At 60.7% G+C, this 25,038-nt stretch carries 17 protein-coding genes; 4 read left to right on the top strand and 13 right to left on the bottom strand.

Annotation, left to right across the window (positions count from 1 at the left end):
* The coding region (locus tag BN1137_RS22925; RefSeq protein WP_232306980.1) for an enoyl-CoA hydratase/isomerase family protein at positions 1 to 387 on the bottom strand (387 nt) is incomplete at its 3' end.
* Positions 388 to 567: 180 nt separating this feature from the next.
* Here BN1137_RS22925 and BN1137_RS19560 point away from each other — a divergent pair.
* The 4 genes from BN1137_RS19560 to BN1137_RS19545 all read left to right on the top strand — a co-directional run bounded on the left by BN1137_RS19560 (position 568) and on the right by BN1137_RS19545 (position 5,054).
* On the top strand, positions 568 to 2,355 hold the full coding sequence (locus tag BN1137_RS19560; RefSeq protein ID WP_050720194.1) for a putative nucleotidyltransferase substrate binding domain-containing protein: 1,788 nt from the start codon (positions 568 to 570) through the stop codon (positions 2,353 to 2,355).
* A 1-nt stretch (position 2,356) separates the two neighbouring features.
* Positions 2,357 to 2,983, top strand: a complete 627-nt coding sequence (locus BN1137_RS19555; protein WP_050720193.1) for a 3'-5' exonuclease — start codon at positions 2,357 to 2,359, stop codon at positions 2,981 to 2,983.
* Between the two features lie 107 nt (positions 2,984 to 3,090).
* Positions 3,091 to 3,402 (top strand): DUF485 domain-containing protein, encoded by a 312-nt coding sequence (locus tag BN1137_RS19550; protein WP_050720192.1) that lies wholly within the window; start codon positions 3,091 to 3,093, stop codon positions 3,400 to 3,402.
* On the top strand, positions 3,399 to 5,054 hold the full coding sequence (locus tag BN1137_RS19545; protein ID WP_050720191.1) for a cation acetate symporter: 1,656 nt from the start codon (positions 3,399 to 3,401) through the stop codon (positions 5,052 to 5,054). Before BN1137_RS19550 ends, BN1137_RS19545 begins: the two co-directional genes overlap by 4 nt.
* A gap of 672 nt (positions 5,055 to 5,726) precedes the next feature.
* On the opposite strand, the gene BN1137_RS19540 is transcribed toward BN1137_RS19545, so the two are convergent.
* The 12 genes from BN1137_RS19540 to BN1137_RS19485 form a co-directional block, all read right to left on the bottom strand.
* Positions 5,727 to 5,930 carry a hypothetical protein gene (locus BN1137_RS19540; protein ID WP_050720190.1) on the bottom strand — a complete coding sequence of 68 codons (204 nt, stop codon included), beginning with the start codon at positions 5,928 to 5,930 and terminating at the stop codon, positions 5,727 to 5,729.
* A gap of 62 nt (positions 5,931 to 5,992) precedes the next feature.
* Positions 5,993 to 14,440 carry an LPD38 domain-containing protein gene (locus BN1137_RS19535; RefSeq protein ID WP_050720189.1) on the bottom strand — a complete coding sequence of 2,816 codons (8,448 nt, stop codon included), beginning with the start codon at positions 14,438 to 14,440 and terminating at the stop codon, positions 5,993 to 5,995.
* 133 nt (positions 14,441 to 14,573) lie between these two features.
* Entirely contained in the window at positions 14,574 to 16,079 is a 1,506-nt protein-coding gene (locus tag BN1137_RS19530; RefSeq protein WP_157433855.1) for a hypothetical protein, read from the bottom strand.
* 9 nt (positions 16,080 to 16,088) lie between these two features.
* The gene (locus BN1137_RS19525; protein ID WP_042642110.1) at positions 16,089 to 16,346 is read right to left on the bottom strand and encodes a hypothetical protein; all 258 of its coding nucleotides are present in this window, start codon (positions 16,344 to 16,346) and stop codon (positions 16,089 to 16,091) included.
* Positions 16,346 to 16,726, bottom strand: coding sequence for a hypothetical protein (locus tag BN1137_RS19520; RefSeq protein ID WP_042642112.1), 381 nt, complete (start codon positions 16,724 to 16,726; stop codon positions 16,346 to 16,348). Before BN1137_RS19520 ends, BN1137_RS19525 begins: the two co-directional genes overlap by 1 nt.
* Positions 16,727 to 16,737: 11 nt before the next feature.
* On the bottom strand, positions 16,738 to 17,367 hold the full coding sequence (locus tag BN1137_RS19515) for a hypothetical protein (RefSeq protein ID WP_050720187.1): 630 nt from the start codon (positions 17,365 to 17,367) through the stop codon (positions 16,738 to 16,740).
* Positions 17,368 to 17,376: 9 nt separating this feature from the next.
* Complete coding sequence (locus tag BN1137_RS19510) at positions 17,377 to 17,739, bottom strand: hypothetical protein (RefSeq protein ID WP_050720186.1); 363 nt, start codon at positions 17,737 to 17,739, stop codon at positions 17,377 to 17,379.
* On the bottom strand, positions 17,736 to 19,496 hold the full coding sequence (locus tag BN1137_RS19505; protein WP_050720185.1) for a phage tail tip fiber protein: 1,761 nt from the start codon (positions 19,494 to 19,496) through the stop codon (positions 17,736 to 17,738). The genes BN1137_RS19510 and BN1137_RS19505 overlap by 4 nt, the downstream gene beginning before the upstream one ends.
* Complete coding sequence (locus BN1137_RS19500) at positions 19,493 to 21,058, bottom strand: hypothetical protein (protein WP_232306979.1); 1,566 nt, start codon at positions 21,056 to 21,058, stop codon at positions 19,493 to 19,495. Before BN1137_RS19500 ends, BN1137_RS19505 begins: the two co-directional genes overlap by 4 nt.
* Before the next feature lie 139 nt (positions 21,059 to 21,197).
* Complete coding sequence (locus BN1137_RS19495; protein ID WP_050720183.1) at positions 21,198 to 21,443, bottom strand: hypothetical protein; 246 nt, start codon at positions 21,441 to 21,443, stop codon at positions 21,198 to 21,200.
* Between the two features lie 25 nt (positions 21,444 to 21,468).
* Complete coding sequence (locus tag BN1137_RS19490; RefSeq protein ID WP_050720182.1) at positions 21,469 to 24,369, bottom strand: prophage tail fiber N-terminal domain-containing protein; 2,901 nt, start codon at positions 24,367 to 24,369, stop codon at positions 21,469 to 21,471.
* The gene (locus tag BN1137_RS19485) at positions 24,366 to 25,031 is read right to left on the bottom strand and encodes a phage adaptor protein (RefSeq protein ID WP_050720181.1); all 666 of its coding nucleotides are present in this window, start codon (positions 25,029 to 25,031) and stop codon (positions 24,366 to 24,368) included. Before BN1137_RS19485 ends, BN1137_RS19490 begins: the two co-directional genes overlap by 4 nt.
* Between the last annotated feature and the right edge of the window lie 7 nt (positions 25,032 to 25,038).

The following is a 25,038-nucleotide window of genomic DNA, read 5'->3' as shown; positions in this document are numbered from 1 at the left end:
GAAGCGAAAATCGGCGCCGAGCGCTATCTGCAAACCGCCACCGAAACAGACGCCCTGGGTGACGACGATCACCGGCACCGACAGCTGGTGCCAACCATAGGCCACCCGCTGGGCCAGGTTGGTGGCCTCGTCCGCCTCGCGCTTGAGGATATCGAGGGCCGCCACCGGCTGCTTGAGCATGGATTTCACATCCAGCCCGGCGCAAAATGCGCGCCCCTCCCCGTGCAGGATCACCGCCCGCAAGCCTTTCTGCTGCTGCAACTGGCTGAGCGTCTCATCGATGGCGCCGAACATGGCCCTGTCCAGCGCATTGAGTTTGTCCCCCCGCGCCAACATCACCTCGGCGATGCCGTCCCGGATCTCGCATTTGACCCTTGGTTTATCCATTTTCCCCTGTCCTCTCCTGAGTCGATACTGGTCATACCACCACGTTACCAGAGTGTTACCAGCTGGTACAGGGAGGCCGCACTTACCGTGCGACTAAAGTCGGCTGGCTCCCCTCAGGCCGCTTTGCCAGACTGGCACCATGCGCCATGCACTATGCCCCCAGCCGAGACGAGAATTGTCATGACCCTGTTGTTCAACTTCGCCCGTCCACCCTTTGATTGTCTCGGCGAAGAGGCGCGCCAGCAGCTTGGGCAGCACCTCAGCGTCTGCTATTTTCGGGCGGGCCAGACGGTGCTAAGCCCCGGCGATACCCCCCCCGGTCTCTATCTCATCATCAAGGGCGCGGTGGAAGAGTCGGGCCCCCACCAGCACTTTGGCGACTACGGGGTCGACGACCTGTTCGACGTGCGCGCCCAGTTCGATGGCCGCTGCCGCCACCGTTTCAGTGCGCTGGAAGATACCCTCTGCCAGCTCATTCCCCACGGGGTATTCGAGACGCTCTGCGCCGAGCACCCGGCCTTCGCGCATTACTTCACCGCCACCCTGGCCGAGCGCCAGCAACAGCAGGCGAGGCGTGAACAACTCGGTCAGCAGAACCTGGCTGAATTCATCCTGACCCGCATCGATACCAGCCACCTGCAGGCGCCACTCATTGTCGACAACCAGCTCAGCCTGCTGGCCGCCACCGAGGCTATGGCGAGTCAGGGCAACGATTGCCTGCTCTATCCCGCCGCCGATGGCAGCTTGACCCTGGCGACCCGCAAGACCCTGCTCCACGCCCTGACCCTGAAGGGATTGCCACTGACGGCGCCGCTGGCGGTGCTAAGCCAGGCTCCCCTGATTGGCCTCACGCTTGGCGGCTACCTGTTCGATGCCCTGCTGCTGATGACCCGTCACCGTATCAAGCGGCTAGTGGTCTGGCAGCGGCAAGAGGTGGTGGGAGTGCTGCATTTGACCCAGGTGCTCGGGCTCTTCTCCGCCCACTCCCATGTGCTGACCCTGCGCATCGCCCGGGCAGGCAACCCGCCGACCCTGGAAGCGATCGCCCGCGAGCAGCAACAGCTGACCCGCTCTCTGTTCGCCCAGGGGATCCACACCGCCTTCCTGATGAAGCTCATCGCCACCCTCAACGAGCAGCTGATCGCCAAGGCCTTCGCCCTGACCATCCCGGCCGAGGTACAAGCCAGGGTATGTCTGCTGGTGCTGGGCTCGGAGGGGCGTGGCGAGCAGATCCAGAAAACCGATCAGGACAACGCGCTGATCCTGCCTGCCGATCTCCACTGGCCCAGCCAGCAGGGGGACTTGGCCGCCTTCAGTGCCCTACTCGAGCGGCTCGGCTACCCGCCCTGTCCCGGCCGGGTGATGGTCAACAATCCCGCCTGGGTGAAAGAAGCGTCGCAATGGCAGCTAGAAATAGAACGGGCCTGTATCGAGGCCAGCGAAGCGGACTTGCTCTGGCTCGCTACCCTGGCCGATGCCCAGCCCGCTGCGGGGGATCGCGCCCTGCTCGCCCCCATCGCCCGCCACCTGCGCACCCAGCTGGCCGACCGGCCAGATCTGCTGGCGGAGATGGCCCGCGCCGCGGTGGCATTCCACACCCCGCTCACCCTGTTTGGCCGGCTGGAGCAAGAGCCGCAGGGGCTGGATCTCAAGCGCGGTGGCCTGTTTTCACTGGTGCGCGGCATTCGCCTGCTGGCACTGGAGGCCAAGATCCTGGAGACCTCAACCCTGGAGCGCATCGACGCACTGGTGACCTGCGGGCGCCTTAGCAGCGACTACGGCGCCAATCTGGCGGAGGCGTTTCGGCTCTTCGTGCGCCTGCGCCTGCGCAGCCAGCTCAAGGAGGGAGACAACCGGGTGCGGGTGGAGACGCTCAGCCACGGCGAGCGGGATCTGCTGCGCCATGCCCTGCATCAGGTGAAGAAGTTCCAGCAGTGGCTCGGCTTGCACTTTCGTCTGAGGCAATAACATGTGGGACCGCTGTCGACGCCATTGGTATGGCCGCGCTTTTCGCCACGGAGACTTTGCCCCGCTGTTCGATTGCGCCCCATCCGATGAGTGGGTGGCGCTGGATTTCGAGACCACCAGCCTGGATCCCGAGCGAGCCGAGATTGTCGCCATCGGCGCGGTGCGCATCAAGGGTAACCGGCTGCTCACCGGCGAGGCGCTCTCCCTGCGGGTGCAGGCGCCTGCCAGCCTGAGCGAACAATCGGTGGCGATTCACGGCCTGCGCCACCAGGACCTGCAACAGGGCTTGGCGCTGGACGCCGCGCTGCGCCAGCTGTTGGCCTTCATCGGCCCCCGGGAACTGGTGGGCTATCACATCGCCTATGACCTGCGCATCCTCAACCTGGCCTGCCAGAAATTGTGGGGGCTGCACCTGCCGCAACGGGGCATCGAGGTGAGCCGCCTCTATCATGACCACCTCTATCGGCGCTACCCGGATGCGGTCATCGATCTGCGCCTGACCGCCATTTGCCAGCATCTCGGCCTACCTCCCCTGCCCGCCCACGACGCCCTGGCGGATGCCGTCACCGCCGCCCTCATCTTCCTGCGTCTGCAGCTGGGTGGCCCCCTGGCTTATCCCAAAGTCTAATTGCCGACAAATAACATTTAATTCACATTTCCATTACATGAGCGGGCATCCTGCTCGGTAGAGACATCCTTCATTCACAGCCGACATTCATGTCATGGAGAAATGCAATGGAACAGCAACGTTATCTGAGGATCCAGCAAGATCCTGTCTTCCAGGAGTTGGTCAGCAAACGCCAACGCTTCGCCTGGACCCTCTCCATCCTGATGCTGGGGCTCTACCTGGCGTTTATTCTGCTCATCGCCTTCGCACCTGGCTGGCTTGGCACGCCGCTCAGTGAAGGCTCCGCCATCACCCGTGGCATTCCCGTCGGCGTGGGGCTGATCCTCTCCTCCTTCGTGCTGACCGGCATCTATGTCTATCGCGCCAACGGCGAGTTTGACGAGCTGAACAACAAGATCCTCAAGGGAGCCCAATCATGAAAGGCAAGTCTCTGCTGCTGCTCGGCAGCCTGATGTCCACTCCCCTGCTGGCGGCCGATGCGCTGACTGGCGAGGTGCAACGCCAACCCCTGAACGTGCCGGCCATCGTCATGTTCGTGGCCTTCGTGGCCGCCACCCTGTTCATCACCTACTGGGCCTCCAAGCGCAACCGCTCGGCCTCCGACTACTATGCCGCAGGCGGGCGTATCACCGGCTTCCAGAATGGCCTGGCCATCGCCGGTGACTACATGTCCGCCGCCTCCTTCCTCGGCATCTCCGCCCTGGTCTACACCTCGGGCTACGACGGCCTGATCTATTCCATCGGCTTCCTGGTGGGCTGGCCCATCATCCTGTTCCTGATCGCAGAGCGGCTGCGCAACCTCGGCAAGTACACCTTCGCCGACGTAGCCTCCTATCGCCTCAAGCAGACCTCGGTGCGTACCTTGTCTGCCAGCGGATCCCTGGTGGTGGTGGCGCTTTACCTCATCGCCCAGATGGTCGGTGCCGGCAAGCTCATCGAGCTATTGTTCGGCCTGCAATACCACATCGCCGTGGTGCTGGTCGGTATCCTGATGGTGCTCTACGTGCTGTTTGGCGGCATGCTGGCCACCACCTGGGTGCAGATCATCAAGGCGGTGATGCTGCTGTCCGGTGCCTCCTTCATGGCCATCATGGTGATGAAATCGGTCAACTACGACATCGGCGCTCTGTTCAGTGAAGCGGTCAAGGTCCATGCCAATGGCGCTGCCATCATGAGCCCGGGCGGCCTGGTGGCCGACCCCATTTCCGCCATTTCGCTGGGTCTGGCGCTGATGTTCGGTACCGCCGGCCTGCCCCACATCCTGATGCGTTTCTTCACCGTGAGCGATGCCAAGGAAGCGCGCAAGTCGGTGTTCTACGCCACCGGCTTCATCGGTTACTTCTACATCCTGACCTTCATCATCGGCTTTGGCGCCATCCTGCTGGTCAGCACCAACCCGGACTTTAAGGACGCCACCGGCGCCCTGCTCGGCGGCACCAACATGGCGGCGGTCCATCTGGCCGATGCGGTGGGTGGCAGCCTGTTCCTCGGCTTCATCAGCGCCGTGGCCTTCGCCACTATTCTGGCGGTGGTCGCCGGCCTGACCCTGGCGGGTGCCTCCGCGGTCTCCCACGACCTCTATGCCTGCGTGCTGAAGAAAGGCAAGGCCAACGAAGTCGATGAACTGCGCGTCTCCAAGATGACCACCCTGGTACTGGGTGTGGTTGCCATCGGTCTTGGCGTCCTGTTCGAGAAGCAGAACATCGCCTTCATGGTGGGTCTGGCCTTCTCCATCGCGGCGAGCTGCAACTTCCCGGTGCTGTTCCTGTCGATGTTCTGGTCACGCCTGAGCACCCGTGGCGCCGTCTACGGTGGCTGGCTGGGGCTGGTGAGCGCCGTGACCCTGATGATCCTGGGCCCCACCATCTGGGTGAAGGTGCTGGGTCATACCGAGGCGATTTTCCCCTACGAATACCCCGCGCTCTTCTCCATGGCGCTGGCCTTCGTCGGGATCTGGTTCTTCTCGGTGACCGACAAGTCCCAGAACGCGGCCGACGAACACACCAAGTTCTTCCCGCAGTTCGTGCGCTCCCAGACCGGGCTCGGTGCCTCCGGCGCCAGCGCCCACTGATCCTTTTTCATCGCTCAACAAGCCGGCCCCGTGCCGGCTTTTTTCATAGCGCCTCTCCCCCCATGCAATAGCGCCAGATCACAGTTCCCGCTAAAACTTTCGGCAGATCTGTGCCATAATGCGCGCCATTTGACAGACCAACCGGGACATCTCCTTTGTTAAGCAGCAACAACTCTTATATGTAGGCTAAAACCACCTAAAGCCGCGCCATATAAGGCTTTTTACAAAGCACTCACAACATCTCCATTCGCTTTTTCCCCGCATTCCACCGCAGTTTCCCTCTCGATTTGCCCCAAAAATTGCCCCAAGAACCCCCAGCATTTTCCATTGGTTATCCCATCTTTAAGCATAGAAAAGCCCACACAGTGGCGAGCTCATTTGAATCTTTCTGCATTATTACGCAGCGGCTTCATCGCGTAGTTTTTGTAGAATGCGCGCGAGTCTATCTTCCTCCTGAGGTGTCAGATCCAAGGTATCGATAAGGTCTTCTAGTTCGGTTAGTGATGATTCCATCCCGTGTCTCCCGTTCTCTCTCAGCCTCTCGGCTGTGAATCACTGTATGAATATACAGTAACGTGAGGGAACTTATCATTTTTGGACCATTTTGGATATTAAAAAAGGGGCCTAAGCCCCTTCATGAATCATGTTACTCTCAAAACTGTGAGCCAAATTTCACCAGATACTAATGAGTACATTCACAGCAAAACCAATCAGCACAATGATGAAAGCGAAGGCCATGAAGTTATCCAGGCTCTCACGGTTGGATTTACTGAAACACCAGATCCCTATCGCGAATGGTACCAATGCCAATGTAAAACTGACGCTGAACACTTTAAGCGCCAGCACCATGCTTCCGATCGCAATCAGCAGCCACATGGTTGAGTCCCCACTGATAAAGGCCTCAGTCTACTCCCATCTATGTGGCCATGGCAGGGCCGCTATTCCCAGTTTCGCTGGTTGGTATTGACTGCCTGGTACACAAGGTCATTACGGCGGGCCATCAGCTCATCGATGCGCTGGCGCTTCTCCTCAGCCCCCATTGTCTTATCACGCTGGATCAGCTCTATCCTGTTGCGCACCACCCTAATCTGCTGCTGGGTGCGGCTCAGGTTACGACGTGACTTGAGGATCCCGCCCTGCTCTTCCAGCAACTCGCTGGCCTTATCTGTCAGTCCCTCGCTACGATACTGGTCCACTGTACGCTTGAGTTGATTCACCTCGCTCAGCATCCGGTAAAACTCTTCCATATGCTGGGTGGACTTGGCCGGCCCGGTACCGCGGTATACCGCTTTCACCAGTGGGATCTCGTCGGCGCGCCAGCTTGCTGACTCTCCCGGTCGCGCATTCCGGATCAGTCCATCGGCAGCAGCCATCACATAGCTGCCCATGGTGCCGGTGTAACCGATCACCAGGTGCTCCAACTGCTTGGGTGACAACCCTGAGAGCTCTCCAAGTTCGCGCATCAGCAGGCTGGTCTGCTCGTTGTAGCGAGCTTCGGCGCGCACGGCCAGATCCTGTGGGCTGTCGATAGGGCCGCCCCGGAAACTGTCGTAGTTGAACGCGCCCTCCACCATCGGTTTGACGATCTGAGGGGTCGGATTGAGAGCAAAGGTGTCGCCAATTGCCCGAGCTACTGCTTTACCGAACTGGGCGCCCGTATCTTTGTCACCCAGGGCGCGCACCATACGCTCAGGGATGGTGCCGAACATCACCCCGATCTCGAACGGCTTGGGGATCCGCCAATGCTGACCACCGACGAAGAAATGCCAGTTTGCATCCTTGTCCCAGTCTGGCAGTTCCTCATAGCGCTCATCATCCCAGTTGGTAGCCAGCAGCCCGAGCGACATTGCGGTGATCATCCCGGCACGCTTCACAATTTCTCGCGGGTTGTCTCGGAGCTCGCGTGTCAACTTACCCAAGCCCTGGAGCCGAGCATTGAAGAATGGCAGCACCATGGCAGCCCCTTGGATAGCACGAGCGGCCCCCAGCATGGAGAAGTCCATCAAGTCCTTCGATTCAAAAGCAGCCTGTGCATGACTCTTACCCGACTTGATGGCGGCGTCATAGACCGCCTCACGGTTACCATTCTCAAATGCTTCGCCAAAGCGGCTGTATTTCTCCCACACGTCAGCTACAACGCCTTTGGCGTGTGCCGCATTGCGGATGATGGATTTCTCATATTTCGCGATTTGTTCCGGCGTCATCCCCTTGCGGCGCAGTGACTTGCGCACAGTGTCGGCCATGGCTGTCGGGTCGTTGCCGTTGACATACCCACCCAGGAAGCTGGCGCCACTGAACATCACGTCGATGGTGCTGCCCTCCATCGCCAGGGTCTTTTTCACCCCTTTGATTGAACCGATCACCGGCTTGAAGCCGTCCTTGCTTATCGCCCAGCTGGAGAGGGAGTCGCGCAGGAAGTTGCGCAGCATGAATTCAGGGGATGCGGTCACACCGGCGGTGAGTAGTCGCTTGGCCTTAGCCGCGACATTGACCATGGCGCCGAACGGCTTACGATCGAAGAAGGTCATAGCCCGGTAGAGGTCCGGATCCTCAACCCGGATCATGTAGTCCTCCCCCTCCAGCTTCACAGTTATCAGGTCTTTCCCATTTTTGAGGGCGCGCCAGTCCATCATGTTGGGTTTGGCTACCACCTCGATTATGCCGGTGTCGGCCAGGTTCCAGACGGTCTTCTGGGCCGCCATGTTCTTCATGGAGGCATCGATCAGCTTACTGGTGCTGGTGAAGATGTTCTCGAGCAGGTCGTTGGTATTGGCCTCCCCACCCTTGAGCTTCTTGATCCCGGCATTCTGGTTGGCAATGCCCTTTGGCTTGAACGGTGCAACCACGTCGCCATCATCAGATTCACGGAAGAAGGGGATATACCACTCGCTTTCGAACTCGGCCCGCGCCTCGGCGGTGAACAAGCCAGCCTCCTGCGCCAGATCCAGGGTGGCAGTGTTGAGCTTATTCCAGCGCTCTTTTGCCTCCATGAACTTGGCCTCCTTCCCGTTGCCAAGCCCCTTAAGTGCAGTAATATCCTGCTCACTCAGCAAGTTCTCACGCCCCTGCCCCATCAGGATTTCAGCCCGGTGCCCGGCCATCCAGCCCAGCCAGTTATGCAGGTCTTTTCCGAGGTCAGAAAAAATGCCCAACAGGGCATCTTTTTCACCAGTACCAGCCTTTCGCTGGATCACACCGTCCTTCCACTCTGGTAGGCCGTAGAGCATCGTCGCTTGCATGGTGGAGGCTGCGCCAGTGGCCATACGCGCGCCCACATATCCGGAGTCGGCCGCCTCGGTAATGCCAGCGGCTTCTTCCGCATATTTGATGGGGGCCAGGGCGTCTAGCACCTCAGTGTTGGCCTTCTTGATGACGCGATCAATCCATGAACTGACCACGCCGCGGTCTACCTGGCGCAGCTTGTTCAGGTTGGTTTTGGTCTTGTCGATGATGTCGGGCTTAGGGCCCAGATTGAGCTTTTGCAGCGCCTCATCGGTAGCTGCATTGGTCTGGCTGAATTTCAGACCATCAGGCGGGAGAGATCCATCGTCTCGATCACCTTCCCACTTGGCGAGATTGACAGCATCACCTTCCGAGAATATGCTCGCATTTGAACCATCTATGCTTGAACCTAAGGGCAATTGCAGCCCGGTGCGTAAAGAGCTACGGTGGTTTTTCTTTATGTATTTCGCCAACCCTCCCTCTACCCATCCTTGAAGCTGCTCCTCTGGCCGCCCGTGAATACTGGCGATGCGATTGATCTCCAGAAACTTACCAGCCTGTACCTTCAACTGGAGTGCCGCGATCACTGGACGACCTGTTCCGTCCTTCGCGTCTAGTAAAACCACGATGGCATCGCCGGGATGAGTCTTGGAATCAAAAATGGCGAGCGGGTCACTAAGCAGCCCCGGCAGCGCCTCGATCGTCCCCATGCTCACATCATGTTTAACCCCGTTAACTGCTTTGCGCACAATGTCACGGCTGATGCGGATTGCCAGATCGGGGGCCCCCATGGCTTGCAATACCATCGGGGTACGGCCCAAATCAATGGGGATCTCTCCTGACCTTGGTGAGACCATCGCTTTGGCCAGTTGCCGACGGTATTCCTCCGCCTCGGCAGGGTTCGGCTTGAATATGTCCTGACCAGGCTTCTCCTCTTGGCTGAACTTCTTACCGCCTGAACCACCGTCATCCAGGCTAGTGCGTTGCAGCTTCTTACCCAGCCCCTCGATGAGGGAGCGGGTCTCAGCCGCAGTGATGCCATCAGGTAGAAAACCAACAGCGCGCAGCGCCCGGGTAACCCACGCCACCACACGATCCCAACCGCGGCCCCAAGCGCCCTGCTCCATCTCGGCCAGATGGGCCACCACCTCCTCTGCTTGGGTACCAACATCCTCATCGGCGTAATGGGTGTTCACCCAGTCCCACACCACCTTCATGCTGGGGTCTTTCTGGGACTGGATGAGGCGGCTCATGAGCTTGGTGTATTCCCCGTCACCAAGCACTATGGCCAGGCCATAGTGGGCCAGCACCTCATGACGCAGTATCTCGCGCATCCGCTTGGGGTTGGCGATAGTATCGGCGGCCACATGCAGGGTGCCCGCATCGTCGTCAAACGCGGCGCGCCGGATCAACCCATCTTTGGCATCCAATCCCAGCGCTTGTTCCAATTCAGCTTGGGTGGCGTGGATCTGCACATTGATTCCGCTCGCCCCCCGGTACTGCTTGAACCACATTTTGGTGACCAGCTCGGCTTCTTTGCGGGTCAGGTGTTTGGCCGGCTTGTCACCCTGGGCCATAGCCTGCTTGGAGAACAAGACGGTGCGATCTCCCTCCTGTTTGGACTCGAGAGTATCAAAGAGCTGGTCGAAGCCGGCCCGGATAGCGGGCACCTCCCCTGCAGTGGCATAGGGGTAGCTATCATCCATCTCCAGTCCAAGCGCAGCCTCGGCCTCCCACTGTGCCTCGCTGACGATGTTGGCCAGATAGTCGTTGCTGGCACTCTGGTCCTGCAGCTTGGCAATCAGGTAGGACTCGAAGGCCCGGGCAGACAGTTCGACGTCAGTGGCCCAGTACGCCTTGCTGCGGCGACTGTCGAGCTTCTGGGAACGGGCTTTGAGAGAGGTCTGCTTGATGGCACGCATCACCTCGCCAAACGCTTCCACCATCTCCTTGCGTACCTCCCCACGGTGGGCAAAGTTGCTACCCTGGGCCGCCAGGCTGACATCCAGCGCGGTGGTCATGTTGTCGCCCGGCTTGCCGCGCAGGCGGGAGAAATAGTTATCCAGCGCATGCCACCACTCGTGGCCGAGCGAGCCGGCGCCGTTCATCTTGGTGAGATTGATCACCATCTTGCCCGGTTCGTAGTGGGCGGCCGCGGGCGATACCCCGCCACTACCACGCGCCCCGAAGGCTAGCCCCAACTCACCGTTGAGCGAGATCGCCTTGGGCGGGATCCCCAGAATGGCGGCCATGTCCATAAGTGCGTCGAAGGCATCGTTGAGGTCGCGCTGGCGGCGTCCCTGCTCCACCCAGTTGCCGAATTCAACCCCACGGAAGCCAAAGGTGCTGGCAAACTGCTCCGGGGTGACATCCTGCCCGGCGCGCATGTCCTCGCCCACCCGGGGCTGGTTGAGGTCGCGGCGCTCGCGGGGGATGGCCTTGTGCTGCTCCAACTTGGCGATCAGCTCGTCCTGATGCTCGGCCCGGTAGGTACGGGCCTCCTTCACATTTTTGAACGCTGGCGTGAGATCGAGGTAGTTACGCCCTAATTTCTTGCCAACAAACCAGCCCTTGCCATCGTCCCGACTGTAGATGTCGAACGTCACCGCCTTGGGCTTACTGGCCTCGGCTGTCAGCTCCTCATAGCGATCCTTGAAGGCGGCAATGGTCTCCTGCTTGGTATCACCGGTGGCGATGATACGTGGCCAGTTGCCCAGGGCGCTGGACTTGGTCCCGCGCTCGAGGGTCCACATCTGCTTGGGCGGATCGTACTTCACCCCGTTATATAGACTATACTCGCCACCCCGCAGCTTGAGGTCGGCCAGGCTGCGTTGATGGCCCACAGCCTCGTACAGGGCGGCGCGGTTGCTGATGTCTTCCGCCAGATGCAGGCCCGACTTGGCGATCTGCTGGCGCAACTGCTCGCTGGAGCTGTCGCCTTCCAGCAGCCCCAACGCAGTGTCGCGCATCGTCTTGACGGCTTCGGCCCAGCGTTGCTGCTTCCAACCGGTCTGCGGCTTGGCCGGGATGCTGTCGCGGGCCGCGCGGGCGTAGGCCACGAACCACGGCTGGATGCCGCTGTCGAGCAGCTTCTGGTAATCTGGCGTCGGCCAGGCCTTGGAGAGCGGCAGCTCCTTTATCTCATCGACCGTATCGCCCTGGATGCTATCCCGGTAACTGGCCCAGACATCCTTGCGAGCCCCACCAATCTTCTCGCCGAAGTCAGTAATCGATTCTTGTGCGGCGCGCTTCGCACGGCTGATCGACTGGGTGGTATCCCCTTCTTTCAACCAGCGCTTAAACGCCTTCACTGGCATGGCCTTGATGGTACCCAGTCCCTTCCAGCCCGGCTCGTAGTTGGCCAGATAGCCTGCCCGAGCAGCGGCCTCATCAGCAAACCCCAGCATCACCTTGTGCTCGTCAAACTTGCCCGTCTGGGGGTCTACCTGGTCTACCACATAGACCTGCTCACTCTCCGGCTGGTCACCGATAAAGACATCGACGTGATCACCATCAGCCCCTTCGGTACGTTTGATGTAGCCGTAGTCATGGGCCATGGTCGATTGCCATGCTTTGCCATCAGGCGCAGTACCGGAACGAGTGGATCCTTTGGGGTTTTCCAGGGCAATGTCGAAGCCGTGTAACTTGAGGTGCCCCTTCTTGTAGTTGCCTGCCTCCTTCTGGGCCTGGGTTGGCTCAGTATTTACCTCTGCCCTGGCGGCCTCCACTTGCGCGACCGGCTCAGAAACAACAACCCCGGCAGGAGCCGGGGTTGTCAGTGTCTTGTCATCTTGTTGCTGTCCAGTTGATGTAGGTACAGGAGGAGCGAGCTCTCCCCGATCTCTTGCTCCAGCTCGGCTGGCGAGCCCGGCAGTGGCTGGCTTAGCGTCAGTTGCAGCTTGATTGCCTGCGCCAGGCTGATCACCTTGTCCTTCACTGCTGCTTGCAGGTATTCGGGCAGGCTGGTCATAGGTCACCTCGGGCTGTTCACTGGAAGGGATGGCATCTCGATAGCCAGTATCGACTGCAGGTGTGAGTTGCTGGGGCTGACGGTTGTTGGACTGCCCCGCTTTCGCCCGTTCAACCTCGGATATTTCGGCAACACCAAACCCACCACCATTGAGTTGGACTGGCGTCTCAAGTCCTTTGCGGCTGGCTAACTGGGCCTCCTTCTCGCTGGCGAATGGCTTGCCCTTCCGGGTAACACGCAGGCTCTTGAGCGGGCCGATGGTGGGGTCAACCGACGTACTTCCCCTCATAGGCGCAGCATCCGGCTGACGCTGATCGCCACCATAGATCACATCTCGATGCGGCAGCTCGGTGCCAATTTCGCGCCCCTCTCCCTCGATGGTAGCGCCGGGCAGCGAATCAGCGTTTTGCATCTGACCGCGATCTGCAGGCAATAAGTCCCCCTCCTGTCCGCTTTGCCAGCGGGTGCGTTCACTGCCACGAAACTGAGGGCCGGGGCCAGCCTGGTGGTCATCGTGATCCCCCGGTGCGGCCACTTCCTTCCCTTTGGGCTTGGCATTCGCGTCACCAGCAAAAATCACATCCTTGAGCGGCAGGGCCGGGCGATGCCCCTCCATTGCCACCTGTAGGGCACTCTTGCCACCGGCAAAGGGATCCTCTCCCAGTTCCCCTGTTTGAACTCGTTCATAGAGGCTTTTGCCCTTGTTGCCCCCCTGAATTTGAGCTGACACCAGCTCCTGCACCGATGAGCCAAACTCGCCAGCCAGAGCGCGCTGTACCTCGCTATCCTGGGCCAGCCCCTTGAAGCGATCGGCCGTATCGTCCTGGCGCAGATAAGCTGGCACGTCGCGCAGCTCGTCATACTGGCTGGCGCTTGGGCCAAGCGGGGATTGGTCTGTTGCTGTAGGTACTTCCGGCTCGGGAGTAACCTGCGGCTCAACTTGCTCATCAGGCACGGAATCCTGTGCTGTAGGTTCAGCATCTTGGGCCTGGTGCTCTTCGATCTCCACTTCGCCACGCTCGCCGCGTAGGCCACCGACACCCCCCGTGGCGCCACCAACCCCCATGCCGATAAGGCCGCCCTCAATGGCAGAGGAAACAACCCCCTTCATGGGATCGATATTGGCTCCTGCGACCTCATTGAGTGCTTCGTTCACGCTGTACTGTTGGGTCCCCTCTTCGAGCGCTTCACTGATACCCTCGCCAGCAGCCCCTTTACCCATTCCCTTGAGCACGCCGCCACCGGCACCTTTACCGGCAAGCATCTTGAACAGCATGGTGTCGCCCATCAGGGTGCCCACGGCAGCCGCTCCCCAAGTCTTGGCGTCCCCCATGGTGGCCTGGCTTGCAACATTGGCGGTTTCTTCGCGTGCCAGCTGCAGCTTCTCGCTATCAGAGAGATGTGCGGTCTGTTGATCGGCATCGATGCGTAAGAAGGTATCCCGGAAGGTCGTGCTGTTTCGCAACTCATCAAAGCTCATGCCCAGTACAGAATCCCTGGCATTCACGCCCGCGGCGCCAACCGAACCGGTGACCCCCGTGGTCGTCGCTGCGCCAGTGGCCAACCGAGACACCGTCTTGGCCGCAACAGCTTCCGCTACCTCTTGCGCGGCACCCCGCTTGATCATAGAGGCGGTAACCATCCGGCCAATCGTCGCCTTGGCAGCCAGCCCGGTAATCCCGCCACTCGCCAGCGTAGGGAGAAGCGACCCCACCCCTTGAGCCATTTTCATCGCCCAGACATCAATATCTCCAGCACCGTCCCCCAAGGTGATGGAGCCCGAAGGTGACTCGCTGACAAGGCTGCGAGTCATCGCCTCCCGCGCATCGACACTCATCCCCTCCTTGAGGCTGTCCGCTCCAGATTGAGCCAGCCCCCCAGCACCGGCCACCACATCAAGTGCCGGCGCCAGCTTCTTGGCCAGGTTTGCGCGGGCATTATCCAGGTAGTCCCCCTGATCCTTGCCGCCGTTCTGCCGGCCATAGTTGCCCGCCTGGCGTGCCAGCTCACCGATGCCACCCACAAGCTCGAGTCCGCCAGCACCAACAGCACGAGCAACGTCACTGAGGCCAACATCCAGATTGCGCGGCGTCGGGGCGGGGGCAGCCAAACCGGCATCCAGGCTGTTCCAGAACTCATCCATGCGGGTATCACTTTGCTGCGCCATCGGCAGCGTGCTTGCGTTCTTATCCATGGCGTCCTCGAGAATGGAAAAAGAAAAGCCCCGACCGGCGAACCAGTCAGGGCTTGGAGATGGCGATCAGGGCAACAGGCACACTGACCGATGATGGGGAGATGCTAACGCTGGAGGGGCTGACAGGCAAGGTTTAGCGAGCCGCCATGGCCTGATAGGCAGCTAGCCCATCGGGAGCCTTGTTGAGGTTTGGGGTCGTTTTGAAGGGATCCGCAAGTGCATTGAGTGCAGCCTTCTCGGCAGCCCTGGGATCCTGCTCGGCAACCGCCGCTGGAGTGGGTTCTCTTATGGCATTGGCCGTCTGCCCATCCCGCCGCAGCTGAACCCAGCGACTGTAAATCTGGTCTAGCATGGCCGGATCTGCATGCTCAGATAGGGATCGCCCATTCGTTCCCGCCTCCTGCACAAACTCACGGCGCAGAGCATCCTTGCCAACCCATTGCGTCAATTGGGAGGGGGCAGGTTCAGACCCAGCACCGGCCGCCGGGGTCGGCGCCTGGGCCTCCAGGCCGAACACATCACGCAGTCCCTGTGCCTGCTGCTGGGCGGCATCTCGCTCTGCTGCGATAGCTGTCTCTCTCTCTTCCTGGCTCAACATTGTGTCCCGGCGGATCTGACCGATCGCCTTATCGGTGTCTGCCTGCAGCTTCACGATGGCCTGGCGGTAGCCCTTCACATCAGCCCCGGGCGTTAACCCCAAGCTGGTCCGGATGCTATTGGCCTTGGCCACCAAATCATGGGAGAGCGCCGCACGCTTGTAACCGGTACCGACGAAATCAGAAATGGGGATCACCTTGGGTTTATCATCGCCCCTGGCTGTGCGGTTATCCGTCACCGGGCGATCGGCGGTAGAGCCGTCGTCATAGGTAACCTTTAACCCCAGCACCACGCCTGCGCCATCCGGTGTCACCATGATGCGGCCCAGCTCCTTGTTCTTGATTGTCTTGCCGGTGGCAGGATCCACATCGCCGATACCGGTCTTGATCTCCTCCTGGTAGAGGGTGCTGGCAGCCTTGAGAAACTCGGGGTTATTGATGCGGTTGACGCCTTCCTCACTGTTCCAGTCCAGCTTGCCGCTTTCGGCATCACTCATCAGGCCCTTCGTGTAATTCACAAAAGTCTTGCCGGCGCCAGTAAACTCGCGCTCCATATAGCGAGCCGGGTTGTACTGCGCAGCCTTCGGGTCGCTCACCACCTTCCGAAAGACATCCCCCGGATCCTTGCCAGACTCGATATCCAGCCACCCTTGCTGGATCACCGGCAGGTACTCCTGCTGATAGGCCTCTTTCTCCCGTCGGTCTTTCAGCCACTGATATTCTTCTTCCGCTCGGGAGTCAGCACGCGCCGCCCGGGCGTTTGCCGACTTGGTGCTAGCAATGGAAGTGCGCACCTGTTCCTCATAGAGGCCATCTCGCCGCGCCTCGCGCTCATCTTGCTTGCTGTCTCGCTGCCGGGCATAGGTCGTCTCATCGGCATACCGTTCATCAGACTGCCGTTGACGGTCCAGATTGTTCTGCCACATCGCATCACGCAGCCCCTGCTCTTTCTCCGCACGCTCGTCGGCCTTCTGGCCGCGCTGATAGTGGTTCATGGTGCCAAACCCGGCGAGGAACCCCTCGGCCAATCCTGAAACTCCCATCACTCCTCCTTAGAACAAGCTGGCCAAGAGGCCGACACCGGCACCGATTACGGCGCCCCATGGTCCACCGACTGAGCCCGCCTGGGCCCCAGCCATGGCGCCGACGGCCGCACCGGTCCCCACGTTGGTCATCGTCTGCTGCTTCTGCTGTGCCTTGAGGTTCTTGTTGGCGGTCTCACGCGCCTCGTCCAACTTTGCCGACTCGTTCATCCCCTGCATGGCCTGGCGCCGCGTCTGGGCGCCAATATCAATCAGTCCATATCCCATCACATTCCCCCGCCTGCTTTAATCGCCTCTCGCAAGCCGGCATCGGCCCCGGTGAGGATCCCCATCTGACGTTCTTTCTCCTGCTCACGCAGGCCATTCTCGGTACCGGCCGTCATCAACGCCATGCGCAGCCCCTGGCTGTTGTCTTGTGGGTTAGCCGGTGCTGCGACCCCCATACGACCATTGCGATTGGCAGTAGCCTGCTGTGCGGATACCAGCGCATTGGTGTTGTTCTGCTCGACGCGGCCAAGCTGGTCACGCAGCAACTGGCCACTCGTGGCCTGCTCCATCAGCTCTTTCTGCTTCGGGTAGAAGCGCGTCAACCAGTCGTCGTATTGCTGCCGGGTGATGCTGGCAAATTGGTCCGAAGCCCATCCCATCGGTTACCCCCTTAGTAGCCCTTGTTTTGCAGGACGCTGGCAGTCGGGCTGATCTTCTTCCCCGCCGCGGTCCCCCCTGCGGCGCTGTTCATGCCATAGGCCGTTGCAGCGCCACCAACAGTACCGACCAACCCCAACACAGCCTGCTTGTTGTTGAACTTCGTTTGGGCATCGCTCGCAGCCTTGTTGAGGCTGGAGCTGGCCAGGCTGCTATATCCCTCAAGGGCCTCAGCCTTCTGCCCCTGTCCCATCGAGACCACATCCTTGAGCCCGGCCACATACTTGTCCTGCTGACTGGACTGCGTGCGGTTGGTGGTATCGGTTTGGCTTAGCGCCTGGTCTGTTTCTAACTCGTGCATGGTGTCCTGATATTTGCCGCTCGTCGGGTCTACTCCAGACGCAGCCATGGCATCAGATAGCCCCTCCCGCGCCTCACCGAAGCTGTGGGCCGTGCCCAGGGCTGCGGTACCCGCGGCATCGTCAAAGGCCTCCTCCCCGTTCAACTTGTCCACCTTGTCCATGAAAATGTCTTCGTACTGCTTGAGATCCGACTGGTAGATCCCCCATTGCTTCATCGCAATGTCCGCCATGGCCTTCTGCGCCGAGGTCTCTTTGATCTCGTTAGAACCGCCCTTACCCATCACTCCACCTCACAGGTTGATCTGAAACACCAGCATGCCGTCGTCGTCATCGGGTTGGCGTACCCATCCCATCTTTGGCGCCACCTTGAGCCAACCGCGCCTGGTCGAGTGGAACCGCAGCCAGCGAGCACCAATCATCCTGGCTAGGCGTTTTACCTCTGGCAGGTGCCTGACCGGGGCTCCCTGCCCTCCCCATCCGACCCACACCACCACACCGCAGGCCCCCGCCTCCATCGCCGGTTTCAGGACGAACCCATCTGCCCCACGCACAAACAAAAACGCCTGCTTGTTGCGGCAGGCGTCATTCAAGGTGTGGTGCAGTTGTGGGTCCCGGGTGTCCCTGGCGATGCGATCAATCAGAACCTCATTCATACAAGCCCCATCAGCCATATGCTGTTCCCCTCGATGATCCGATCGGAGATGCTGCTCACGCCACCGAATGGCGCCACCTCGAAGGTGATGCTGGCATTGGTATTGGCGGGGATAACAAACGCATCCTGCATACTGGCTCGCATCCGGATCTGGTTAATCCCCACGGCGTATTCGGCCTGAGTCGTTGCGCGTGAGATCTCCACGCCATTCATCTTGCAAATCAGGGTGACCCCCATCACCCCCACCCCGGATACGACAGCACTTCCCGCAATCGCTCGGATGCAAACCATGTTCCTCGCCCGCTTGTACGCCGCGATATTGAAATTGCCAGAGGGCTTAATCAGCGTGGTCACATCACCGACAATACGGTCTGCGTAGATAGTCCCTTTCACCACACAATCCTCTTCAATCGTGCAGTTGCGCATCGTCATGTTGTCGATGCGCCCGCCCTGGGCAGTCAGCCGGTTGGTGTAGAGGTTGCCGTCGCTGTAAATGATGGTGAACCAGCCCTTCCCCCACCCGCTATAAGGCCCGCCCAGGCCAAAACCAGCGGATCCCCCCGACATGAAGGCGTTGCCCATATCGAAGGAGCCGCCCGAGATAGAGGGCGCCGAGATGCTGACCCCGGCCTTGATGTAGTCAGCCGTGATCTTCTCGGAGTTCAGGATCTGAATGGTGGCCTTGCGAATAATGGTCTCCGCCATCACGACCTGGCCGTTGTCGATGGCAAAAAGCGGCGCCATCGGCGTACTGCTGTTTGGGTCAAACACAAAGACCTGGGACGCTGAGATGGCCACCTGGCTGGTGCCATCAGACTTGGCGATGAGGCCAATCCCTGCCGTTATCTCGCCGGCGCTCGCCTTGGCACTCCACATGGCTTGAGCCCCGCCCTCGAGATCCGCGATGGCCTGGCTTTGCTGCTGAACGGCTGCCCCTAACTCACCGGCCTTGGCGGTCACCGTGTCGATCCGCTTCCCAAGCGCACCATCTGCCGAAGCCCTGGCCTCCGTCTCGGTGGTGATCTGGCCAGCCAGCTGGGTATCCCCCTCTTTGAATCCGGCGGTGACTTGCGTGATCTTCTGGGCCAGCGCTTCCTGGGCATTGGTGCGCGCCCGCACCTCCTCATCCAGGCTGGCACCGAGCTGGTTGAGGTTGTTGGAAAGCTGTGGCACCTGCTGTATGGGCTCCAGCAGTGACTGGACCAGGTGACTCGCTTCAATCTTCCCCTGCAGCTCATCCAGAATGTCCTGCACATCCTTGCTGGTTGCAGCATGCAAACCCTCGGTGCCTTGATAGGGGCCTTCCATGGCATTCTTGTTGACGAACCGCACCCAGTAGAAGGCGGAAAACTCCTTGCCCACCGCATCGGCATAGACGTTGGCCAGTGTCGTCCCGACCCTGACCGCATGACTCAGGTTGTCGTCCCCAGAGCGCCACACCTCGGCAAAGGCATGCCCCCAGTATGTCGGGGCGTCCCAGGTCAGCACGATGGTATGAAATGCGCCACTGACCGAGACGTTGACCGGGGCATGGGGCGGCTGAACGCCACTCCACTCCGGATCGACGTTGTTGGCCGGAGGGAGCTCCGGCACCACTGCGCCACCGGCGGTACGCCGTAGATTCAGCATCCCCAGGCTGGCGGCCTCGCGCAGGGTCAGCGCCTTATCCAGCCGGTCCCCTTTCTGGCCGGTCAGGATCTGCATGTTCTCGGTCAGCCCCTGCTGGGTGCTGCTGGCTCGGAAGGTGTTCTTGCTCATTGCAGACAGACCTCCGCCATACTGCCGCCCAGGGTAATCCGCTCGACCACGGCGGCTCCTCTCACCTCGACTTGCCAGCGCTGGCCCCGCAGTGGCGGCAACCGGAATCCGAACGGCGGGACCTGACCCGCCATCAGCTCGAACACCCTGACCCCATCGACAATCAGCGCAAAGCCAACTTGTTCGACGGCCTCACTCATCACCCGCGCACAACTGAGGCGCACGCCAGGGGGCAGCACAAACTCCTTGGACCGCCAGCACATTGGCAGGGCACCAGCGCCGCCACGCCATTGATGCAGCTGGGTACCTTTGGCAATCATCAGGGCATCGAGCTGCATGTCTGCGACCGCCGCATCCCAGCGCCCCGAAATCCAGCGCAGATCACCGGATCTGGGGTCAAACACAAAGCCATGGCTATCGGTCTGGGCCACATAACGCCCCTCGCTGTACCAGGCTCGCAGCGTGTCGGGTTTCAGAGCCTGCCACTGCTCCCGAGTGATGATCCCCTCAGTCACCAGCACACCACCGTCAGCCCCGACGCCGACCAGTCCATCCGGCGCGGCGTACAAGACCATCCCATCCAGTGCCACCATGGAGCGAGCGCTGACACAAGCCTGTGGGGTAGGCGTGAGCTTCTGACCAGTGATGGAGGACGGGGACGCCCCTTGGAAGAGATAGGGGTAGCCCTTAGTGCCCACAACCAGCGCCGTGTCGATGGCCGCGATCGCCACAATGTCGTGCTCTGTGGTCAGCTTGTATTGATCCGGCCAGGCATAGGGCAGGAAGGGCTCGGAAAACAGGACCGCATTGCCGACAAACCCGGCGCAGATGCCATTGGCCATCAGGCAAATCCCGCGCATCTTGTCGGGGGGCATGCTGTAGCCGTAGGTCTCAAGTACCGGCCCCAGCTCCCCATCCTTCCTGGCATCGCTGTAGCTGGCCGTCGCAATGGGCAGATCGGCAACCAGCAGATAGTCAGCGAGACCACCACCCGACACCGAGCGGTAGAGCCGCCGCCGAGTGATATTGCTGTTGTTGGTCGGGACCGCAGACAAGCCCACAACCACCGTCGAGCCCGGGATCGGGATCGCCGTCTTGCCGCTGGCCGGTCCCGGGGCACCCTCCTCCCCCAGCCCGGTCACGTAGGTCTCCACGTAGAAACGGGTCTCATCATCCGTCGGGTCATCATCCTTGCTGCCAGAGGGTGGCGTGACGGATTGCACGTTCGGCGGCGTGGCCGGCACCGGCACCCCCAGCCGATACCAGGCCGTGGGCTTGTTGCTGCCCCCAGTGGCGATCGCGTCGTAGGTCAGCTTGGGAAACTCCCCATCGGTGAAGTAGACACGGTTGTACTGATCCTGAGCTATGGGCGATCGCATGACCTCCACCTGCTTGTTCCAGGCAAACCAGTGCGCGCCGTAGTAGTGGAACAGCGTCTTGGGGGTGATCGGCAGGGAAACGCCAGCCACCTTGTCTGTCATCAGTGGCGCCACCACCCCGCGGTCAAAATGACAATCTTGGGCTAGGGTGGCCGCCTCGTCCGGCAATAGGTGGTCTGCCACACGCGGCACCATGCCTCGCATAGTCACGATGTCGATCAATGGCATGGGGTTTCTCTAAGGCTAGAAATGAAAAAGCCCCACTCGTTAGAGCAGGGCCATGATGGGGCTATGCTAACGCTGCACCAGGCGCTGAGCAAGCTCACCAAGCATTGCGAAGTGGGATCTTGCGCTCGTCATACTCGATGCTGTCCCTGCAGTGTGTCGGACTGCGCATGATGAAGTTGATGGCTTTCTCTGCCCTCAATGCCCAAGGCTTTCCCTGCTTGGCGTTGTAGCCCACGTTGCCAGAGATGGTTTCATCAGGCCGGCCGCCCAGGAGGGTGTTGCCAAGCTGGTCAATGGAGACCAGCACGCGAAAGAGGTACCGGGTAACTCGATTGCTCATGTCATGTCCTTGTTGGTGTGGCTAGTTAGTACACTTTCGTGATGGAGAGCAGTGTGAAGCCACTGCCATTAGCGGTGTTATTCACCTGTCCGTCCTTGCTGATGTAGACCGCAAGTGCAGACACACGACTGGCCCCCCAGCAGTCAGCGCCAGAGGCTCCGCCATCCCACCAGATCATCACAGTGTCCCGTTGATAAGGCGTTGAGTTGTTGTGATAAGCCATTGCGTACAAGCCCGCGACTTTCGGTATGGTGGCCCCGGGAAACGAAGGAACTGGGCCGGTAAAGATCACCGTGCCCACACCTACGTCAGCGGCAGAGGGCTTGTTTAAGGTGTTGTAATCCCTTGCCCAAGCAGTCCAGGCACCGGTGCTGTATTGCGCTCGGGTCCACACCCGGCTGGAGTTGTAGACGTGGTAACGCTGCTGGGGGCCAGCACCAGAGGTCACAATCAGGCTGCCGGCAGAGTTCTCTGGATAATGCTGAGCTGCAGAGGTATTAGCGTTCGCGTGCTGGGCGTAGTGGCCCGGCGTCTTGATGGTATCCAGGTCCTCCTTCGCCAAGCTGATCGGGTTGAGTAAGCTGCCGAGGTGAGAGTGGTCCACTGCCGCCAGATCCGGTTTATCGGTTACCTCACCCCATGCAGGCCAGCGGGTCGCTTGCGTTGGGACACCTGTCAGCTCGGACCATGGGTGGTTATGCGCTGATGGCGGCATCGAGGACGGCTTACCCGTTACTTCCCCCCACGCCGGCCAACGAGTCGCCTGAGCTGGTGCTCCCGTCACATCCGCCCAGGCATGAGTGTGTGCAGATGGTGGCATTGTGCCCGGTTTCCCAGTCACTTCTCCCCACGCTGGCCAGCGGGTCGCCTGAACCGGTACCTGATCGAGCTGGCTCCACGAATGCCGGTGAGCTACCGCAGCGAAATCAGGCTTATCGGTCACCTCGTCGTAGCTCGGCCAGCGACTCGCGGTGGCAGGCACTTCATTCAGCTCACTCCAGGGGTGGCGGTGTGCCGCGGCGGCGATACTGGGTTTACCGGTGACCTCGCTCCAAGTTGGCCACCGTGAGGCCGTGACCGGGATCTGATCAATCTGGTTCCAAGGGTGCCGGTGGGATGCTGCGGCCAAGTCAGGCTTGTCTGTCACTTCCCCCCAAGCGGGCCAGCGAGTCGCATAGGTGGGGATCCCCGTCAGCTGCGACCAGGGATGGGTGTGGCTCGCGGCGGCGGCCCCCACCTCTGCAAGGGTGGGCCAGCGCGATGCGTATACCGGGACGTTGGAGATCTGCGACCACGGGTGGCTGTGCTCAGAGGGGGGCATGGTCACCGGCTTGTTGGTGATGTCAGCCCATCCTGGTACCCAACTGGCTGGCCTGGCCCCCACATCGGCCGCACTCAGCACCACGGCCCCAGTCATGCCATTGACCGAGATCACCGCGTCCGAGCCATCGATCTTGAACCAGGTACGGGTGGCCGGATCCCAGTGCAGGTAATCACCCGCCACATAGGAAACGCTGGCGATCACCCCAGGGTGAGAGATCCGATAAAACGGCACGCCTTGATTCGCCACCGGCACAGCTGGCGCCCCCGCGGCGGCATTCCAGGGGCCAGCCCAGACCAACTGCGAGGTGATGGCCTGCGCCCACTTCTGAGCCTGCAGCGCCCAATGCAAAGCCGAGAACTCCCCGGGGCGCCCGTTGATATCGCTCCCTTCCGGATTTTGCGCCCAGGCCTCCGCCATCCCCTCTGACACACTGGCGCGCTGGGAGCTGGCATTGGCCGAGGCCTGATCTTGCGCCGCCTGGCTCGCCTTAGTGCTCGCCGTGTCTGCCGCAGCCTGTGCCTGGGTCGTCTTCGCCACCACCACATCCCGCATGCCCTGAACGGCAGTTTTGGCCTGTGAGACGGTGTCGGTGTTGGTGCTGACTTCTTTGGCCTGCCCGGCGACTGTCACCGCATTTGCCGCAACCTGGGAGGTTTTCTCCTGTACTTGGGTCCGGTCAGCCGTGACTTGCTCCGCCAGCGTGCCGACCCTAGCCGCGTTATCCAGCGTCACCACCTTCACCCCCTCTGCCGCCTGGGCTGCCTTCTCAGCATTACTGGCGTGGGTACCGGCATTGGTGGCGGAGGTAGCCGCCGCGACTTTGGAACTGTTAGCAGCACTCGCATGGGTGGCAGCCGTGCTCGCACTGGCGGCAGCCTCACTGGCCTTGGCCGTCGCCGTGGTGGCGCTGGTACTCGCACTGGTCGCCTTGGCTGATGCGGTACTAGCACTGGCCGCGGCCGCCGTTGCGCTTGTTGCAGATTCCGATGCCGAGGCACTCGCCTTGGTCGCATGATGCAAAGCAGAATGCTTGCCAGGGACCACCGCCACATCAACCGGGTTATCCGCCCACTTCTGGGCTCTGCTCGCAGACCCTGCAGCATCCCCCGCGCTGGTCGCCGCATCACCCGCTTGACTGCCTGCCGTAGCAGCCGATGTGGATGCCGCCGCAGCCTGCTCAGTCGCGACCTGCATTGCCTGCTCCGCAGTCACCACATCATTGCCGGTCTGCAGCCGATCTTCGGCAGTGGCTTCTGCCGCTGCTTCTGACCGCTGCATGGCCTCTACCGCTCGATCAAGCAGAGGGGGCGTCAGGTTGATACCGCTATCGACCAGGATGCTGTTCAGGGGGCCATCGGTACTTTGAGCCGCCACCACCCCGGTCCCCATGTAATCCATGTCCCCACACAGGTCGTTCTGGGCATAGACATCGTAGGTGCCGGCCGCCAGCTGGAATCGATATCCCCCATCCTGCTCACATTTGAAGGTCATTGCCGACCCCATCAACACCTCACTGGTGGAACTGAGGGCCCGCAACTCAATGAGTGCCCTCGGTACCGGCTTGCCAGCAGGGTCAGTGATCACACCATGGATCTGGATCATTGACGCCCCCCTTTAGTGCTGGCCTGGCTGTCACGCATCGCTAGCATAGTGGCGTCAGTTTCGGTGCTGATTGCCAACGCATTCGTGAAGGATTGAAGGTGGATCTGCCCTCTTGATGCATTGGCCGTGACCTCCGAATCACGCATAAACGCCCGATACATAATCCAGTCCAGACAGGGAGTAATGTATCGGTCATCGACTTGGACATCCGCACCCGATCCGACCTCACTTTTCGTAACTGGGATCGGGAGAATACTGAGCACCAGATCGACACTCGCTCCCGCCTTCACGCCGGGGTACAGCCAGAAGGCGGTGATATTGGTTGGCTCGTGGATGTAAAGCTCCGCCTCTACTCCACCGGTACTACTAGCCCAGCTCGGGATAAGACTCTCCAGATCGGCGCGAGACACATAACGGATCGTTTTGCCGGTCAGCGAGTTGCGCTCCACGTCGATTAGTTTGATGGTCCCTGTGGGGGCTGTCTGGCGAGTACCGGCGGCGCACGCAAAGGACTGCGTCTTAATGAAGATGTCAGGCCTGGCGCTGGCGATCGCGGATATGGCGCTGTTGTAGTAGGAGAGCAAATCATCCAGCCCCCAGTAGATCCGCTGCGTATCCGTCAACTCAATCGATGCTCTATTCAATAATTCACTGACCAGCATGACTCAC

The sequence above is a fragment of the Aeromonas tecta genome (genome assembly GCF_000820185.1).
GTDB classification, from domain to species: domain Bacteria; phylum Pseudomonadota; class Gammaproteobacteria; order Enterobacterales; family Aeromonadaceae; genus Aeromonas; species Aeromonas tecta.
The sequence above is the reverse complement of the archived record's forward strand: the minus strand, read 5'-3'. Positions and strand labels throughout refer to the sequence as shown.

Bases quoted from the DNA above. Each gene is read 5' to 3' on its own strand.
- BN1137_RS19530 (WP_157433855.1), bottom strand. From the start codon at position 16,079: ATGGGAGTTTCAGGATTGGCCGAGGGGTTCCTCGCCGGGTTTGGCACC.
- BN1137_RS19520 (WP_042642112.1), bottom strand. From the start codon at position 16,726: ATGGGATGGGCTTCGGACCAATTTGCCAGCATCACCCGGCAGCAATAC.
- BN1137_RS19550 (WP_050720192.1), top strand. From the start codon at position 3,091: ATGGAACAGCAACGTTATCTGAGGATCCAGCAAGATCCTGTCTTCCAG.
- BN1137_RS19495 (WP_050720183.1), bottom strand. From the start codon at position 21,443: ATGAGCAATCGAGTTACCCGGTACCTCTTTCGCGTGCTGGTCTCCATT.
- BN1137_RS19510 (WP_050720186.1), bottom strand. From the start codon at position 17,739: ATGAATGAGGTTCTGATTGATCGCATCGCCAGGGACACCCGGGACCCA.
- BN1137_RS19535 (WP_050720189.1), bottom strand. From the start codon at position 14,440: ATGGATAAGAACGCAAGCACGCTGCCGATGGCGCAGCAAAGTGATACC.
- BN1137_RS19490 (WP_050720182.1), bottom strand. From the start codon at position 24,369: ATGATCCAGATCCATGGTGTGATCACTGACCCTGCTGGCAAGCCGGTA.
- BN1137_RS19540 (WP_050720190.1), bottom strand. From the start codon at position 5,930: ATGTGGCTGCTGATTGCGATCGGAAGCATGGTGCTGGCGCTTAAAGTG.
- BN1137_RS19525 (WP_042642110.1), bottom strand. From the start codon at position 16,346: ATGGGATATGGACTGATTGATATTGGCGCCCAGACGCGGCGCCAGGCC.
- BN1137_RS19560 (WP_050720194.1), top strand. From the start codon at position 568: ATGACCCTGTTGTTCAACTTCGCCCGTCCACCCTTTGATTGTCTCGGC.
- BN1137_RS19515 (WP_050720187.1), bottom strand. From the start codon at position 17,367: ATGGGTAAGGGCGGTTCTAACGAGATCAAAGAGACCTCGGCGCAGAAG.
- BN1137_RS19505 (WP_050720185.1), bottom strand. From the start codon at position 19,496: ATGAGCAAGAACACCTTCCGAGCCAGCAGCACCCAGCAGGGGCTGACC.
- BN1137_RS19555 (WP_050720193.1), top strand. From the start codon at position 2,357: ATGTGGGACCGCTGTCGACGCCATTGGTATGGCCGCGCTTTTCGCCAC.
- BN1137_RS19545 (WP_050720191.1), top strand. From the start codon at position 3,399: ATGAAAGGCAAGTCTCTGCTGCTGCTCGGCAGCCTGATGTCCACTCCC.
- BN1137_RS19485 (WP_050720181.1), bottom strand. From the start codon at position 25,031: ATGCTGGTCAGTGAATTATTGAATAGAGCATCGATTGAGTTGACGGAT.